The organism is Ktedonosporobacter rubrisoli, from assembly GCF_004208415.1.
Lineage (GTDB): Bacteria > Chloroflexota > Ktedonobacteria > Ktedonobacterales > Ktedonobacteraceae > Ktedonosporobacter > Ktedonosporobacter rubrisoli.
The window spans coordinates 7025157-7043110 of record NZ_CP035758.1; the positions used below are offsets into that span (position 1 = coordinate 7025157).

Below are 17954 nucleotides of genomic sequence, written 5' to 3' on the forward strand. Positions count from 1 at the left end.
CATGGATACACCCATAACTTCACAGCCTTCGCCCGGCTCAGAAGATCAGCCACTTGCCAAAACCGGACCCGGCATCTCGCTGCTTCCTTCATCTACTGGCAAGCAGAGCCCACAGACAAACGGGCCAGAGACCCCAGGATCGGCCCCACTGCGCCTCTATAACCTGGCCCACCTGCTCAAGCACAATCCCAAGGCCAGCATCGGGCTAGGCATTGTGGTTTTCTTCTTTTTGGTAGCTATCATTGGCCCCCTCTTTGTCCACCAGAACCCTAACGCCTTCTCGCACGATACGCTGGCCCCACCCTCAGCCGAGCACTGGTTGGGTACGACCCAGACCGGCCAGGACGTCTTTCTGCAGGTGCTGGTGGGCACGCGCGTCTCGATCCTCTGGGGCTTTGCTACCGGCCTTGTGGTGACGATTCTCTCGGTGGTGATCGGGCTGCTGGCCGGCTACTGTGGAGGCTTTATCGACGATGCGCTCTCGCTGCTCACCAATGTCTTTCTAGTATTACCAGCTTTTCCGCTGGCCATCGTTCTAGCGGCTTACCTGCCTTTTAAGGGGCCCATCACCGTCGCCCTGGTAATCACCTTCACTAGCTGGGCCTGGAATGCCCGCGTGCTGCGCGCGCAAACGCTCTCAATGCGCCAGCGCGAGTTTGTGGCGGCGGCGCGCTCCAACGGAGAGAGCGCCTGGCGCATCATCTTCTTCGATATCTTACCCAACGAGCTGGCCATCGTGGCCTCGGGCTTTGTAGGCACAATCCTCTATGTTATCCTGGCCGAAGCGGGCCTGGAATTCCTTGGCCTTAGCGATGCTACCGTGGTAAGCTGGGGCACAATGTTCTACTGGGCCCAGAACAACGATGCCCTCCTCCTGGGTGCCTGGTGGTGGTTCCTGCCGCCCGGTCTCTGCATCGCCATCCTTGGCGCCGGACTTGCTCTCATTAACTTTGCTATCGATGAGATCTCTAATCCACGCCTGCGCCGTGAAGTAAAGTTATCAGTGCTTAAACGTCTCATGAAAACGAAACAGGCAGCTTGAATAAGAAATAGCTGGTGGACCTGTTGTCAGTTCGCAGCTTTTGGCAAGAGGCCTGCCAATCACCTAGAAGAGGAAATATACATCTATGCATATGGGGAATCAGACGGAGGAGGAACTGCAGCAGCTTGCCGCAGTCTTCCCGGCGAAATTTGTATGGGGTGCCGCTACTGCCTCCTATCAGATCGAGGGCGCGGCACACGAGGATGGGCGCGGCCTCTCGATCTGGGATCGCTTTGCTACAATACCTGGCAAGGTCCAGCGGGGAGAAACAGGCGATATAGCCACAGATCACTATCATCATATGCACGAAGACGTAGAATTGATGGCGAGCTTAGGCTTAAAGGCTTATCGCTTCTCTATCGCCTGGCCGCGCATCTTGCCTGAGGGCAGAGGTACAATCAATACGCGTGGCCTGGATTTCTACGAGCGTCTCGTAGATGCGCTCCTGGCCAAAGGCATCAGCCCGTTTGCTACGCTGTATCACTGGGATCTGCCAGTGGCCCTGCAGGACCAGGGGGGGTGGCTTGAACGCTCGACGGCCTATGCCTTTGCCGACTATGCAGAGATTGTGGCCAGAAGGCTGGGAGATCGCCTGAGCGGCTGGATTACGCAGAATGAGCCCTGGTGTGCGGCCTTTCTTGGCTACGGCATCGGCGTGCACGCTCCCGGCCTTGAGGACCAACAGGCAGCGATAACCGCAGGGCACCATCTCCTCCTCTCGCATGGCCTGGCCATCCCCCGCCTGCGCGCGGCAAGCAAAGCGGGAACACCTATCGGTATCACCCTCAATCTCTCGCCGATCTATGCCGCTGACGATGCAGCCGAGACAAGGCAAGCCTTTGAAAACGCCGATGCCTTTTCCAATCGCTGGTTCCTTGATCCGCTCTATCGCGGCAGCTATCCTGAAGAGCTCTTCAGGGCGCGCGGCCTGGCGCATCCCCCCATCCAGGCCGGGGACATGGAGATTATCGCCACACCAACCGATTTCCTTGGCGTCAATTACTATTCGCGCACCCTCGTCGCGGGAGGCCCGGAGCAGAAAGAACCGACCAATAAGCCGACCCTTCCTGGCGCAGAATATACAGATATGGGCTGGGAAATCTTTCCCCAGGGTCTGACCAACCTCCTGCTACGCCTGCACAACGAATATCATGTTCCCTCGCTCTATGTCACCGAGAATGGCGCGGCTTTCAAAGATCACTTGAATGGCGATAGCGTCGTAAGCGATCCTCAGCGCCTCGACTACCTTTACAAGCATATCAAGGCCATCGGAAAGGCAGTCGCACAAGGTGCCCCTGTGCACGGTTACTTTGTCTGGTCACTGCTTGATAACTTCGAATGGGCCGAAGGTTATAGCAAGCGCTTTGGCATCGTTTATGTAGACTATCCAACTCAGCGGCGCATCGTAAAAGATAGCGGACACTGGTACACGGCCTTCCTCAAGGCCTTTGAGCAGGCGCACAGCCGATAATAAAGATTTTGCCTGCCCTTCGTCATATTCTCAAACGAAGGGCAGGCAAGCTCAGGCTTCAATGCTCAACTTGCCAGGGGCGACCGTGAGATTGAGAGATAATTTGGGCCGGCTTCTCTCCCTGAGAAGCACTGCTCGCTCGCCTGACAACCTCGGGCTCATGCGCACTCTTCTCAGCCCTGTATAAGGCCCGCGACAAGGCAAGGGGAGTTTTCACCAGCCCTGGCAGTGTATACACCCTTCGCGCTAGCGCCTTACATTCTGGACAGCGCTGCGGCTCGCTCGCCTCGGCCAACGGGCGCCAGCACTCAAAGGAGCCGCAGCGTTCACACAGAAACTCGTATCGAGGCATAATTATCCTCCACCTGCAAACTATCAGAGGAACAGCCTACCTTCTCAAATATTATATGCAGAAAATTATACACTATCTGATAATGGCTTATAAAGCCATCAATACACTATTGATCAGGTAATGCATATCTGCTCGCCTTGACAACCGAAATATTGCAGGTTACTATTTTAACCGAGTAGAAAACATAGCACTATAGTTGAGCTGCGAATAGCTCAGTAGGCGAAACAACAAGCCATAGATCCCACAAGAGATCGCTCTTCGACAGAATAGACGCAAGCAAAAAAATCCACAGGCCCTGTAAGCAATTGTGTAGTTTGTTCATCTGCAAGCGCTTCTTCGTTTTTGTATCGTCGGCAGAGCAAGAGAAGGGAAACTGTTATGACTACTATGGCAGCCAGACATGAAGTCCTGTTCAAGGTAGACCTCTCCAAACCCTGGAATCAGCAGCAGGCCCTTGGGCACAATCGCTGGCATCCAGATATTCCCCCCGTCGCCGCTGTCAACCCAGGCACAAGCTTTCGCATGGAATGCAAAGACTGGACCGATGGCCAGATTCAGAACAACGACAGCGCCAACGACGTACGCGACGTCGATCTCTCAATCCCTCATGTTCTCAGCGGACCTATCGCCGTCAATGGCGCCGAGCCTGGAGATGTTCTTGTAGTTGATATTCTCGACATGGGACCATTCCCCGGCCCAAACACGCAATGGGGCTATACAGGCATCTTTGCCAAATCTAACGGTGGAGGCTTCCTGACTGATCGCTTCCCCGACGCCCATAAGGCTATCTGGGATCTAGAGGGAGTTTACGCCACATCGCGCCACATACCCGATGTAAGATTTGTTGGTATTCCTCACCCTGGCCTGATCGGTTGCGCCCCTTCACACGATCTTCTTGCGCGTTGGAACAAACGCGAAAGGGATCTTATCGCCACCAACCCGAATCGCGTTCCGCCCCTGGCCATGGCCCCGCTTGAGCACAACGCCGTGATGGGCTCCCTACAGGGCAGCGCCTATAAGCAAGCGGCCCAGGAAGGCGCGCGCACAGTTCCCCCGCGCGAACATGGAGGCAACTGCGATATCAAGAATCTGACAAGAGGCTCGCGCGTCTATTTCCCGGTCTATGTCAAAGGCGCGAATCTCTCGGTGGGCGACCTGCATTTCTCGCAAGGAGATGGCGAGATTACCTTCTGTGGCGCCATCGAGATGGCTGGCTTTATCGACATGCATGTCGAGCTCATCAAAGATGGGGTCAACAAATACAAAATGACCAGCCCCATCTTTAAGACCAGCCCGCTCGAACCGCGCTATACCAACTTCCTCGTCTTCGAAGGCATCTCCGTAGATGAGCAAGGCAAGCAGCATTACCTGAACGCCCACATCGCCTACAAGAACGCCTGCATGAATGCCATCGCCTATCTCCAAAGCTGTGGATATACGGCAGAGCAGGCCTATATCATCCTTGGTGCCGCTCCCGTAGAAGGAAGGGTAAGCGGAATCGTCGATATACCTAACGTCTGCTGCTCCATCTATCTGCCAACAGAAATCTTTCAGCGCGACGTCGAGCCCATGAGGCACTCAGTCTCGCGCCAGACCCAGGTTGCCAGCAGCAGCTAACGCGACGCAGCCGCAAGCCCTTCTACAGGGGATGTAGTGCAGCGTGTAACAAGAAGAAACAGTCTGAAGGGAAGTTCTCTAGTGAGAAACAGAGAGCTTCCCTTTGAAATAGGTACTGGCCCGATTCCTGAAATATATGATAAAATTTATAATCTATAAACTAATTTGAGCATTTCTATCAAAAGCACGGCAGTGATGACGCCTGGAAAACGAAATTCAGGTAACATAGTTTTTATCTTATGTTAAGTCAAGGCTCAAAACCCATTGACATGCTTAAGCTCCTGATATATCCTAAACACTAGGAAAAAAGGATAATGATCAATCACTTGCCCTGTGGAAAGGTTCCCAGCAATGAAGCTAACAATGAAGGGGGATTACGGCCTGCGAGCGATGCTTGATATGGCCGCTTATTATGGGCAGGGGCCGATTGAGAGCTCAGATATTGCCAGCCGGCAATACATTCCAGAGCAATATCTTGACCAAATCCTCATGGTATTACGCAAGGAAGGCCTGGTCAAAAGCATTCGCGGCCCAAAGGGAGGGCACATGTTAGCAAGGCCACCTGGGCAGATCACTATGGCTCAGGTAATGCAAGCTCTGGAGGGCTATGTCCCCCCAATGGAGTGCCTACCAAATCCGGACTTTTGTAAGCTTTCCCCTGGCTGCGCTCTGCGTGAAGTCTGGCAACAAATAGACACATTGACCCAGCAAATACTGTCCTCTACAACAATAGAGGAATTAGCCCAGCGCCATCGCACGGGAAGTACAGAAACAATGTACTACATTTAGGGAAGGCGGGAAGAGAAAGGACAGTACAGAAATGCAAAGGGGATGGTAGAACGTGGCAGAAGTAGCAGATAGGCGCAAACTGATAGCTATCGTTGAGGATGACCCGCGTTTAGCTACCATGTTCCATGACATGTTAGCATGCCTTGGCGATTGGCGCCTACAATTTTTCTCGGATGGGCAATCAGCCAAAGACCAACTGCTAGAGCTTGGCGCCGATCTTATCCTACTCGATGTAGGGCTACCCAGTCTTGATGGCGTCTCTCTCTATAAGATCCTGCGAGGGCACAGCAACACAAGACACATACCTATCATCGTTATCACCGGCAGCCACGATTGGGAACTCCATCGTATGGGATTACAGACAGGACTCCTTCTACGCAAGCCATTCAACATGCACGAACTGCTAAGTATCATTCGAGCCTTGCTACCGGAGGAGGGGGAAGGCTAAGAAGATATGGCCCACTGGGCAAAAGATGTCACCGCCTTAATTGGTCGTACACCGCTTGTCGAATTGAAGCGTTTTGAGGCTGGCACAGGCGCTACTATGCTGGCTAAACTTGAGATGTTTAGTCCGGGTAGTAGCCTAAAGGATCGCGCCGCCTTAAAAATGATCCAGGAAGCTGAGGCCCAGGGACTTCTGCGTCCCGGCAGCATCATTACAGAACCAACAAGCGGTAATATGGGTATTGCGCTCGCCAGCATGGCCACAGCTCGCGGTTATCGTTGTATCCTTACCATGCCCGATACCATCAGCCTCGAACGTCGCTTACTCCTCCAGCGCCTGGGAGCCGAGATCATTCTTACGCCTGGCGCACAGGGTATGCGCGGGGCTATCAACAAAGTCATCGAGCTACGCACCACGCTACCCAATACCTGGTATCCGCAACAATTTTATAATCGGGCCAATCCAAATGCCCACCGCGAAGGGACCGCCGTCGAGATCTGGGATGATACTGCGGGCACAGTTGATATGGTAGTCATTGGAGTGGGAACCGGCGGTACGCTTACCGGCGTCGCCGAGGGCTTACGTGCCCATAAACCCTCGGTTGAGGTTGTAGCGGTAGAGCCGGCGAATTGCGCTGTCATCTCCGGCGGTCGACCCGGCCCCCATCGCATCGAAGGACTGGGGCCCGGCTTCTTGCCCGACACTTTGCGCGTCGACCTGATCGACCAGGTTGTGCCAGTTACGGACCAGGACGCCGTCGAGACGGCCATCAGAATCATGAAGGAAGAGGGCCTTTCTATAGGCATCAGCAGCGGGGCCGTAGCCTGGGCCGCCTTAGAGCTGGCCCGCAAGGAACAGAACCGCGGCAAGATCATTGTGATGATCTTCCCAAGCGCCGCTGAGCGCTATCTGCAGACCGTGCTCTTCGACGATTTGCGCAATAAGGCGCATTAATTATTCATTCTGACACATTCGCTGTAACCACTCGGGCCTCGCATTCGTTTAGAATCATAGCAGACCGAAATTCCGGGCTGAACAAGCGGCCCGTGTTGTGTTCGTCGATGCGAGGTTAAACATATGCAACAGCCTGCGATAGCCACCTATCGGTTTCGCCTGGGCCGCACAGCCTACATCCGCAATGCTGTGCGCTGCTGGCTCCTATTAGGCACCCTGCTGATTAGCGCGCTGGCAGCGATAGCCCTGAGCATACCGCTATGGAATAGCTATGCCCATACACTCACCCCCTATTTAAAGTGGCAAGACGAGATAGTCATTTTACTGGGATGCATCATCTTCATCGCCTCCATTGGCTGTGTACTGGTTGCCCGTTTGCTCTTTGCCCTGCATGCAGGCCATCACAAGAGCATGGTGACGCTGGAGGAGGGAAGATTTCTTACAGTACGGGATCTAGCGGCCGAAAACATAGCAAGTATTATCTCAGCCTTGCGCACGGCCGTGTGGTGCTTTGGCACAGTGCTAGTTGCCTTGTTTCCGGCAGTCCTGCCCGGCTGGACGTTGCACATGGCTGATCCGGTGTTAGCTGTATTGACCACTGGTCTGGCCCTTCTCTTGTGCCTGGGCGGGCTGGTGCTCACAGTAGGCGCGATTGGCTGTATTATTATGGGCTGCGTAGGCCTGATCTCGTTCTGTCAGAAGCTGGGAGCTCCGCAGCGCTATGAACTTGTCAATGGAACCGGAATGCGGATAGATCGCCATCTCCTGACCATCATCTGCCCTGGCTCCTCTGAATCAGTGATCGACCTCAAATTACTCAATCCAGAGGATCGCAGCGAGTTGCTCACGCTCTTACGCGAGCGCTGGCTAGGAAAGAGCAATGCCTGGAACCTGAGTCTTGGCGAAGAGCCGGAAAGCACCGCGGATGATCCTGAGTACAGTAAAGCCTTAGTTTGAATAAAGAGCTGAGTAAATTTCAGGCGACAGGAGATTGTTAGCTCCTGTCCTGGTCAGCCGCAGGTGAGTCAAAAGCTTGCGTATTGTACCGAGCAAGAGATTTCATTGCCGCGACAAAAGTGCAATTGTTTTGGGAATAAAAGTCGCAACTTTAGCGTTTTATTCATTGATGGCAGTAACAAAAAAACTAATGTCGTGCTTATTTCACCAACATTTTTGCTTTACCAGAAAAGTGAGCAGAGCTAGTGCAGCATCTTCAGGCTACAGCCTTTAACAATCCTGTTTTCTTCTTGATGTTACAATAGTTCTGGAAAAGTCGTGAAAAAGTATTGACATGTTTGCACATAGGGCGTATAATTACCTCTTGCCAGCATAAGTATACTAGAAACAGTGGTGTTAGAGAAATTCACAGCACCAATGATGGGCATAGATCGAAAACACACAACGTACTTAGCGACACATTACCTCTCTGATCCATTAAGGATGACTGCAAAGTTAAAGGGTACTACGATAACCACATGAAATTGAGCTTGCAATCCGGCAATTTATATTGGGTGCTGCTCGTCAGGTACCATAGCCTTGTGGAATGATGGGGGAATGTGGCGTTTTTGCTGTTCCTTGGAGAAGCAGCTTCCAATCTGTTTATTTGTTGTAGGGGTTAGTTAGTTTGGTGTGTAGGCGAGAAATACAAATTGAAAACACCTTGTATGTGTGAGGGTAGGAGTAACCGCTTATTGCGTTCGCAAGCGGTTACTTTTCTTGTCATAGACCGTTTCACAACACAGGCATTATACGTAATTATCTAATTTTTTCCGTTTTCTGTTAACCGAGAGGCGCGGTTTCCGTATGCCTTTCGGCTTCCTCTATGGGCGACTAGGTGAGAGGAGAATACCACACATGGCAGTAAGCACAAAGGCCGTAGCCATTCCAGAACGTGTCTCGTTCGCACGTATTCCGGATATACGGCCCATGCCTGGCCTGATTCAAATCCAGCTTGATTCTTTTGAATGGTTTAAGAAAGAAGGGTTGCGCGAACTCTTTGCAGAAATCTCTCCGATTGAAGATTTTACGGGCAAAAATTTAAGTCTGGAATTTCTTGTCCCCCCGAACCTTTTGGCAAGCCGAAATACTCAGAGGATGAGTGCCGCGATCGTGATACGACCTATGCAGCTCCTCTCAATGTGAAGGCACGCTTGATCAATAAAGAAACCGGCGAGATCATCGAGAAGGATGTCTTCATGGGGGATTTCCCCCTGATGACCAAGGAAGGCACCTTTATTATCAACGGCGCCGAGCGCGTGGTGGTCAGCCAGCTGGTGCGCTCCCCCGGCGTCTACTTTACCGCCGACGAAGACGCGACCACCGGCAAAAAGCTCTTTGCCGCCAAATTGATCCCGGGACGCGGCGCCTGGCTTGAGTTCGAGACGAGCAACAAGAACTTGCTCACCGTCAAGATCGATCGCAAGCGCAAGCTGCCGGTGACCACGCTCTTGCGCGCGATTGCCAGCCTGTCCCGCGAGCAGTGGCATGCCGAGGAGCTTGATCTCTCCTCCGATCAGGGCATCCTCAACGCCTTTGCTGAGGTCGATAACGATGCCAATGTGCATTATATCCAGGCCACCCTCGATCGTGATCCTGTCAAGAAGGAAGAGGAGGCGCTGCTCGAACTGTACAAGAAGCTGCGCCCGGGAGATCCGGCGACCCTTGATAACGCGCGTTCGTTGGTCAAGAATCTCTTTTTTAATCCCCGCCGCTACGATCTTGGCAGCGTGGGACGCTATAAGATGAACCGCAAACTGGACCTGGCGATCCCGCAGAGCCAGCGCATTTTGACCCAGGATGATCTTGTGCATATCATTCGTCGGCTCATCGCCCTCAACAATGGGCGAGGACGCAAGGATGACATCGACCATCTTGGCAACCGGCGCGTGCGCTGCGTGGGCGAGCTGATCCAAACACAGTTCCGCGTGGGCTTGCTGCGCATGGAGCGGGTGGTCAAGGAGCGCATGAGCATCCAGGAGCCCGGCCAGGCCACGCCCAACGCCTTGATCAACATCCGTCCTGTGGTGGCGGCAATGAAGGAGTTCTTTGGCGGCAGCCAGCTCTCCCAGTTCATGGACCAGACCAACGCCCTCGCCGAGATCGGCCATAAGCGTCGTCTCTCCGCACTGGGTCCTGGCGGTCTCTCGCGTGAGCGCGCGGGCATGGATGTGCGCGACGTGCATCAGTCCCACTATGGACGCATTTGTCCCATTGAGACCCCGGAAGGTCCAAACATCGGCCTGATCGGCAACCTGGCCTCTTATGGCCAGATTAACCCCTACGGCTTTATCGAGACGCCCTATCGACGCGTCTATCGGCGGCTAGCCGCTAACGATCCGCGCCTGGTGGGACGCGAGTTCCGCGGGGTGATCGGCCATGAGCGCGAAGACGTCAAGAGTGCCGAGGGCAAAGTGCTCATCCCGGCGGGCAGTCATGTGCGCATCGATGAAGCCCTGGCCAGCCAGCTGGCGGCGCTGTTGGGGGAGACCATGGTGCGGGTGCGTCCCTTCGTCACTGATGAAGTGGATTATCAGACCGCCGACGATGAAGAGAACTTCTGGATTGCCCAGGCCAATGCCCGCCTCACCGAGAACAGCGAGTTTGCCGATGAGCGCGTGCTGGCCCGCTATCAGGGTGAGTTTACCGAAGTACGCTCCGATAATATCGACTATATGGACGTTTCCCCGCGCCAGACGGTCAGTGTGGCTACCGCGCTGATCCCCTTCCTTGAGCATGACGACGTGAACCGCGCACTGATGGGGGCCAACATGCAACGACAGGCAGTGCCCCTGCTGCGACCGCAGTCGCCCATCTGTGGCACTGGCATCGAACGGCAGGTGGCCATCGATTCAGGGCAGGTTCTCATCAGTCAGAGCGAGGGCGAAGTCGTCTCGGCCACCGCCAGACAAATCCAGGTCATCGATCCAGAGGGCGAGGTGCACAGCTATCGCTTGCGCAAATTCGTCAGATCCAACCATGGGACCTGCATTAACCAGCGCCCGATTGTGCGTAAGGGCGATTATGTGACGGCAGGACAGGTGATCGCCGATAGCACCTCGACCGATAACGGAGAGCTGGCTCTGGGTCAGAACATCCTTGTGGCCTTTATGAGCTGGGAGGGCGGCAACTTTGAGGATGCCATTCTCATCAGTGAACACATCGTCAGGGAAGATCTCTTTACCTCCATCCATATCGAGAAGTATGAGGTGGATGCCCGCGATACCAAGCTGGGACCCGAGGAGATCACCCGTGACATTCCCAATGTGGGTGAAGAAGGCCTCAAGAATCTCGACGAGCGCGGCATTATCTATGTCGGGGCTGAGGTCGGCGCTCAGGATATCCTTGTGGGTAAGATTACCCCCAAAGGCGAGACGGAGCTGACGGCTGAAGAGAAGCTCTTGCGTGCCATCTTCGGTGAGAAGGCCCGCGAGGTCAAGGATACTTCCTTGCGCGTCCCCCATGGCGAGCGTGGAAAAGTCGTCGAGGTCAAGGTGTTCTCCCGCGATGCTGGCGATGAGCTGCCTCCGGGGGTCAATCAGCTGGTGCGGGTGAGCATTGCCCAGAAGCGTAAGATCGGTGCCGGCGACAAGATGGCAGGACGCCACGGCAACAAGGGCGTCATCTCGCGCGTGCTTCCGATGGAGGATATGCCCTTCCTGCCCGATGGCACGCCAGTGGATATCATCCTCAATCCGTTGGGAGTGCCCCACCGTATGAATATCGGCCAGATTATGGAAACGCATCTGGGCTGGGCGGCAAGCGTGCTGGGCTTTAAGATCGCCACCCCGGTCTTTGACGGAGCCACCGAAGAAGATATTGAGGAGTTGTTGCGGCGGGCAGGCTTGCCAGACAGCGGAAAAGTGCAGCTCTACGATGGGCGTACGGGTGAGCCCTTTGACCATCCCATCACCGTGGGCTATACCTACATGCTCAAGCTTGCCCACCTGGTCGAAGATAAGGTGCACGCTCGTTCCACTGGCCCTTACAGCTTGATCACGCAGCAGCCGCTGGGCGGGAAGGCGCAGTTTGGTGGCCAGCGCTTCGGTGAGATGGAAGTCTGGGCCCTGGAAGCCTATGGCGCCGCTAATATCTTGCAAGAAATTCTGACAGTGAAATCTGACGATGTGGTAGGGCGCGTGAAGACCTATGAAGCGATCGTGAAGGGTGAGAACATTATGGAGCCCGGTGTTCCTGAGTCCTTTAAGGTGTTGGTCAAAGAACTGCAGAGTCTGGGCATCAACGTTGAAGTCCTCAACGAAGATGAACAGAAGATCCAGTTTGTCGAAGACACCTCAAATGATGTCATGCCGGAACTAGGTATTAATCTATCCGGTTTCGAAGGAGACCAGTAAGGGAACGGAGGTAGCATGCTCGAAGTCAATGATTTTAATGCCATCCGTATTAGCCTTGCCAGCCCCGAGCAGATACGCAGCTGGAGCTATGGTGAGGTTACGAAACCGGAGACAATTAACTATCGTACACTCAAGCCAGAAAAAGATGGTCTGTTCTGCGAACGCATCTTCGGACCAACCAAAGACTGGGAGTGTTACTGCGGTAAATATAAAAGAGTTCGTTTTAAGGGTATCGTCTGCGATAAGTGTGGCGTTGAAGTGGCGCGCTCAAAAGTGCGCCGCGAGCGCATGGGCCATATCGAACTTGCCTCTCCCGTAAGCCATATCTGGTACTTTAAGGGAACGCCAAGCCGCATTGGTCTCTTGCTTGACCTCTCGCCCCGTAACCTGGAGCGCATCCTCTACTTTGCGCTCTACGTGGTTACCAATATCGACGAAGAGGCCCGTCAGCGCGAGCTTATGCGTCTTGACGAGGAGACCGCTGGCCTGCAGCAAGATATCGACGGCAAGGTTGTAGAGCGGGTCAACAATCTGCGCTCCCAGCGCGATAGCGCCATCAAAGAGACTGAGCTGCGCTTCTCCACAACTGACCGCCAGGAAATTGAGGAGCGGCGCGAGCGCAATCTTGAGGCGGCACGCCAGGCTGAGAGCGATACGCTGGCCGAGCTGCGCGAATATATGGGCGATGCTGTAGACGAAGATATAACCTTCGCGCCAACCGACCAGATTATCGTTAAACAGGGCGACGTGGTTTCGCCCAAGCATATCGAAACTCTGGAGCGGGTAGCCGAGACAACGCGTAACGCTATTGCCGAGCAGGCCAGACGCGACATCGATGAGGCGCAGTCCGAGAGCAAGCGCGAAGCCGATCGCCTGGGCCTGGAATTCCAGGGCCGCATCGATACGGCGCAGACCCAGCTGGAAAAAGAGCGTAACGACGCTCGCCAGCGTCTTGAGCAGCTGCGCCGCGACCTGGAAGGTCTAAAGAAGATGGACCTGCTCCAGGAGAATCGCTACCGCGAATTAAAGGACAACTTCCCCGACGTCTTCCGCGCCGGGATGGGAGCCGAGGCTGTTCGCGAGCTGATTGCCAGCATCGATCTCAACAAGCTGTCGGGAGACTTGCGTACCGAGATTGGCACAACTGTCGGCCAGCGCCGCAAGAAGGCCACCAAGCGCTTGAAGGTGGTTGAGGCTTTCCGTAAGTCAAACACTTCTCCTGAGTGGATGATCCTCACGGTCTTGCCAGTTCTACCGCCCGATCTGCGCCCGATGGTCCAGCTTGATGGCGGTCGCTTCGCAACCTCCGATCTCAACGACCTCTATCGCCGCGTTATCAATCGTAATAACCGGCTCAAGAGGCTGCTAGAGCTCGGCGCACCCGAAATCATCATCCGCAACGAAAAGCGTATGTTGCAGGAAGCTTGCGATGCCCTTATCGATAACGGCCGTCGCGGTCGCGCCGTCGCCGGTTCCGGCAACCACAAGCTCAAGAGCCTTTCCGACATGCTCAAGGGTAAGTCAGGCCGCTTCCGCCAGAACCTGCTCGGTAAGCGCGTCGACTACTCTGGCCGTTCCGTGATCGTGGTAGGTCCAGAGCTCAAGCTGCATCAGTGCGGCCTGCCCAAGCGCATGGCCCTGGAACTGTTCAAGCCATTCGTCATGCGTAAGCTAGTCGAGCAGAACTTTGCGCACAACATCAAGAGCGCCAAGCGCTTCGTTGAGCGTGTCAAGCCAGAGGTCTGGGACGTCCTCGAAGAGGTCATCAAGGATCATCCGGTCCTGCTCAACCGTGCGCCAACGCTGCACCGCCTTGGTATTCAGGCCTTCGAAGCTGTGCTGGTCGAGGGTAGCGCTATCCAGCTACACCCGCTCGTCTGTTCAGCCTTTAACGCCGACTTCGACGGTGACCAGATGGCAGTTCACGTACCGCTCTCTGACAAAGCACAGGATGAGGCACGCCAGTTCATGATGTCTACGCGCAACCTGCTCTCGCCGGCGCATGGTGAGCCATCGATCGGCGCTAGCCAGGATATGGTGCTTGGCTGCTTCTACCTGACCCAGGATCGCCCCAACAAGAAGGGCGAGGGCCGTGTCTTTACCGATGCGACCGAAGCATTGCTGGCCTATCAGCACGGCGTCATCGACCTGCAGGCCCTGATCAAAGTGCGCCTGCCAGGCGATACAGACGTCTATAATTCGCCGCCGCCCGATAAACCAACGCTGCGCACAAACGGCAAGCCAGTTCAGACTACCGTTGGACGCATCATCTTTAACGAGGCTTTGCCTGAGCGCTTGCGCTTCAAGAACTACTCCATGAAAAAGGAGAACTTGAAGCAGATCATCGCCGACTGCTCAAGAGAGTACGGACGCGTCAAAACGACCGAGCTAGCCGACGAGATCAAGCGCCTTGGCTTCTACTACGCCACCAAGGCCGGTACAACCATCGCCATCAGCGACGTCAAAGTGCCGATTGGTAAGGCCGAGGAGCTCGCCAAAGCCGATGAAAAGATCACCGAGCTGGAAGAGCAGTATCGTGACGGTCTGATCACCGAGAACGAGAAATACCAGCAAACCGTTGATGCCTGGAACGAGGCGACCGATAACGTCACCAAGATGGTCGAGGCAACCCTCGATCCCTTTGGCTCGATCTACACCATCGCCAAGTCTGGAGCAACTAAAGCGAAGTTCCAGCAGATCCGCCAGCTGTCGGGTATGCGTGGACTGATGGCGAGCCCATCAGGTAAGATTATCGCCATTCCTATTCGTGGAAACTTCCGCGAAGGTCTTAGCGTGCTGGAGTACTTTATCAGTAGCCACGGCGCGCGTAAGGGTCTGGCCGACACCGCCCTGCGAACAGCAGAGTCCGGTTACCTGACCCGCCGTCTGATTGACGTAGCACAGGATATCATCGTCACCGAAGAGGATTGTGGCACCACCGAAGGCATCCTGATTACCGATGAGGATTCCCGCGATATGGGCCTTGATGGTATTCGTACCCGCATCATCGGTCGTGTCCTCGCTGAGCCTATTCCAGGCCTTGATCACATCGAGGTAGGCGAAGAGCTCACCGAAGAACTTGTAGACGAGATCGTCGAGCAAGGCGTCAAAGCAGTGCGCGTACGCTCAGTCTTCTCCTGCCTTGCACGCCGTGGCATCTGCCGCAAGTGCTATGGCCGGGACCTGGCCGCCAACGCCCTGGTACGGATCGGTGCCGCCGCTGGTATTATCGCCGCTCAGTCGATCGGTGAGCCTGGCACACAGCTGACCATGCGTACCTTCCACACTGGTGGTATTGCAGGAGCGCAGGGAGACATCACGCAAGGCTTGCCGCGCGTTGAAGAGCTCTTCGAAGCGCGTGTGCCAAAGGATAAGGCAGAGATTTCCGAGATCGATGGCGTCGTCGAGATCGCCAAAGACGAGTCAACCGGCGTACGTACGGTTCGCGTTGTCTCAACCAACGTCTTCTTCGACGAGTATCCGCTGCCCGAGGGTAGCCAGATACTTGTCAATGACCAGGATCGCGTCCAGAAAGATCAGGTCATTGCCTACATGCCAGCCGAGAACGGCACTGAGCCGGTACCGGTCCAGGCACGTACAGAAGGTGATGTGGTCATCAACGCCGAGGCGCCACTCTCCCTCCGCTTTGAGGAGCGAGAGGAGCGTTCATATCCTATCGGAGCGGCGCGCAACATCGTCGTCACCGATGGGCAGAAGATCCAGGCTGGTACACCGCTCACCAACGGTCAGCGTGATCCGCAGGATGTCTTGCGCATCCAGGGTCGCGACGCCGTACAGGTGTACCTGGTCAAAGAAGTGCAGCGTGTCTATCGTAACACAGGTGTGTACATCAACGATAAGCACATCGAAGTCATCATTCGCCAGATGCTTCGCCGCGTCAAAGTGGATGATCCCGGCGATACAGAGATGCTGCCTAACGACCTGGTTGATCGCTTTGCCTACGCCGACACCAACGCTCGCGTGCTGGCAGAAGGTGGCGAGCCAGCGACCGCGCAGACAGTACTGCTCGGCGTAACCAAGGCTTCGCTCAACACTGACAGCTGGCTGGCCGCGGCCTCCTTCCAGGAGACAACCCGCGTCCTGACCGAAGCCGCCATTGAAGCGCAGACAGATCACCTCGTCGGGTTGAAAGAGAATGTTATCATCGGTAAGCTGATCCCGGCAGGTTCCGGTATCGCCCAGCGCCGCCGCGAAGAGCTGGCTCGTCGTCAGGCAAATGCCAACCGCATTGCCGCCACGGCTCCAGTCCCGGCCGGCATAGGCGCAGGAACCAGCGATGGCCTGGCCGCCTTGAGCAGTACCCTTGGTCTGACTCTTGACAGCTCCGAGGAAGCATGATATTATATGCAACCGCATATATGTGAAAAGCAAGGGTGCGAATCAGTGTATGATTCGCATCCAAACTTACTTCAATAAGGTGTGCAAGTTATTCATAAGGGGTCTGGGGGATAGGTAAATGGGATATCCCCAAGCTGTATTCCTCTGCTGCCCCAGGCGGCACCAAAGGCTTGTACATAGTTAGGAATTCATTTGAAGGGACAGGGAGGATCGTTCCTTGCCGACTATTAATCAGTTGATTCGCAAGGGCCGCTCGCAGAAGCAGAAGAAAGTAAAGGCCCCCGCGTTGCTTTATTCATACAACGCGCTTAAAAACAGAACCTCTCGCCTGCGCGGATCGCCACAAAAACGTGGTGTCTGCACTCAGGTACGTACAATGACGCCCAAGAAGCCGAACTCGGCAATGCGTAAGATTGCTCGTGTGAAGCTGTCAAACCAGATGGAAGTCACGGCTTACATTCCTGGTGAGGGCCATAACCTGCAGGAACACTCAGTAGTGCTTATCCGCGGAGGACGCGTGAAGGACCTGCCGAGTGTACGTTACCATATCGTTCGTGGCACGCTAGACAGTGATGGCGTCGCCAAGCGCCGCCGTGGCCGTTCAAAATATGGAGCCAAGCGGCCCAAACCCGGACAGGGTGCAGCCCCCAAAGGGCGATAGAGATAAGTAGATGCAGAGAGAGAATGCCGGAGACTTGTCAATACAATAAGGTAGAGAGCCTCCGCACTACTCTCCATTTTAGAGTACTGCACGATTATCGCGCATCATCGCGAGTCTCGTCTACACGTCTCTCGACGATGATGGTCGGGTGTCCTCCTGGTTCACCAGATTCACCCCTCAGTTGTGAATGCTGCGAACAAGGTAGATCAGAAGTGATCTAGTGAGCGGAATTAGGATAGGCACCCGCGTGTAGGCGTCCGAAGAAGGTTGAGGAGCGTCTCCTCAATCGAATCGACGCCTTTTCTGGTGTCCGCTAGGTTATTCACTGATTATCTTATCCCTGATGTTGAGGGGCAGTACGACAGAACAGATTGCAGCAGAAACTAAGCATAACAGGCTGCAGCCACAACATAAGGGGGAAGTGAGGAGGCAGAACTTGCCAAGACGTAAGAGAGTAGTGCGACGGCCAGATGTGCCGGATGCAAAATACAGAAGCCGGAATGTTGCCCGCTTCATTAGCAAGCTTATGCTTGACGGAAAGCGCAGCCTGGCTGAGCGGATCATTTACGACGCTTTTGAGGCTATTGAAGCAAAGCAGAAGCGGTCACCTCTCGATGTGTTTGAGCAGGCACTGAAAAATGCTACTCCAACCATCGAGGTAAAACCCCGTCGCGTCGGCGGCTCAACCTACCAGGTCCCTGTCGATGTGCGCAGAGATCGTGGGAGCGCGTTAGCTATGCGCTGGTTGATTCGGGCTTCCCGTTCCCGTAACGGTAGGTCGATGTCAGATAAACTGGCCAGCGAATTAATGGACGCAGCGGCGGGTCAAGGCGCAACCATAAAAAAACGTGAGGAGACCCATAAAATGGCGGAGTCCAACCGGGCTTTCGCACATTATCGCTGGTAATAATAC

The 17954-nt window shown here is 54.8% G+C and carries 11 protein-coding genes and 1 pseudogene; 11 read left to right on the forward strand and 1 reads right to left on the reverse strand.

Translation table 11 applies throughout. The features are described from left to right. Position 1 precedes the first annotated feature (1 nt). The gene (locus EPA93_RS30475) at positions 2–1042 is read left to right on the forward strand and encodes an ABC transporter permease (protein WP_129891142.1); all 1041 of its coding nucleotides are present in this window, start codon (positions 2–4) and stop codon (positions 1040–1042) included. Positions 1043–1127: 85 nt separating this feature from the next. After that, positions 1128–2513, forward strand: coding sequence for a GH1 family beta-glucosidase (locus EPA93_RS30480; RefSeq protein WP_207229245.1), 1386 nt, complete (start codon positions 1128–1130; stop codon positions 2511–2513). Between the two features lie 58 nt (positions 2514–2571). On the opposite strand, the gene EPA93_RS30485 is transcribed toward EPA93_RS30480, so the two are convergent. Beyond that, positions 2572–2865: an FmdB family zinc ribbon protein gene (locus EPA93_RS30485; protein WP_129891143.1), complete on the reverse strand. Its 294-nt coding sequence runs from the start codon at positions 2863–2865 to the stop codon at positions 2572–2574. A 378-nt stretch (positions 2866–3243) separates the two neighbouring features. Between EPA93_RS30485 and fmdA the strand changes: the two genes are divergently transcribed. The 9 genes and pseudogenes from fmdA to rpsG all read left to right on the forward strand — a co-directional run bounded on the left by fmdA (position 3244) and on the right by rpsG (position 17948). After that, the gene (gene fmdA, locus EPA93_RS30490; protein ID WP_207229246.1) at positions 3244–4482 is read left to right on the forward strand and encodes a formamidase; all 1239 of its coding nucleotides are present in this window, start codon (positions 3244–3246) and stop codon (positions 4480–4482) included. Positions 4483–4833: 351 nt separating this feature from the next. Beyond that, complete coding sequence (locus EPA93_RS30495; RefSeq protein WP_129891144.1) at positions 4834–5271, forward strand: RrF2 family transcriptional regulator; 438 nt, start codon at positions 4834–4836, stop codon at positions 5269–5271. A 52-nt stretch (positions 5272–5323) separates the two neighbouring features. Continuing rightward, complete coding sequence (locus EPA93_RS30500) at positions 5324–5719, forward strand: response regulator transcription factor (RefSeq protein WP_129891145.1); 396 nt, start codon at positions 5324–5326, stop codon at positions 5717–5719. A 6-nt stretch (positions 5720–5725) separates the two neighbouring features. Continuing rightward, the gene (cysK, locus tag EPA93_RS30505) at positions 5726–6670 is read left to right on the forward strand and encodes a cysteine synthase A (RefSeq protein ID WP_129891146.1); all 945 of its coding nucleotides are present in this window, start codon (positions 5726–5728) and stop codon (positions 6668–6670) included. Between the two features lie 123 nt (positions 6671–6793). Then, positions 6794–7627 carry a hypothetical protein gene (locus EPA93_RS30510; RefSeq protein WP_129891147.1) on the forward strand — a complete coding sequence of 278 codons (834 nt, stop codon included), beginning with the start codon at positions 6794–6796 and terminating at the stop codon, positions 7625–7627. 897 nt (positions 7628–8524) lie between these two features. After that, positions 8525–12021 (forward strand): annotated as a pseudogene (gene rpoB / locus EPA93_RS30515) (DNA-directed RNA polymerase subunit beta). Positions 12022–12036: 15 nt separating this feature from the next. Then, positions 12037–16380: a DNA-directed RNA polymerase subunit beta' gene (gene rpoC, locus EPA93_RS30520; RefSeq protein WP_129891148.1), complete on the forward strand. Its 4344-nt coding sequence runs from the start codon at positions 12037–12039 to the stop codon at positions 16378–16380. Positions 16381–16597: 217 nt separating this feature from the next. Next, positions 16598–17041 carry a 30S ribosomal protein S12 gene (gene rpsL, locus EPA93_RS30525; protein ID WP_129891149.1) on the forward strand — a complete coding sequence of 148 codons (444 nt, stop codon included), beginning with the start codon at positions 16598–16600 and terminating at the stop codon, positions 17039–17041. A 436-nt stretch (positions 17042–17477) separates the two neighbouring features. Next, positions 17478–17948: a 30S ribosomal protein S7 gene (gene rpsG / locus EPA93_RS30530; RefSeq protein WP_129891150.1), complete on the forward strand. Its 471-nt coding sequence runs from the start codon at positions 17478–17480 to the stop codon at positions 17946–17948. Positions 17949–17954: the final 6 nt, after the last annotated feature.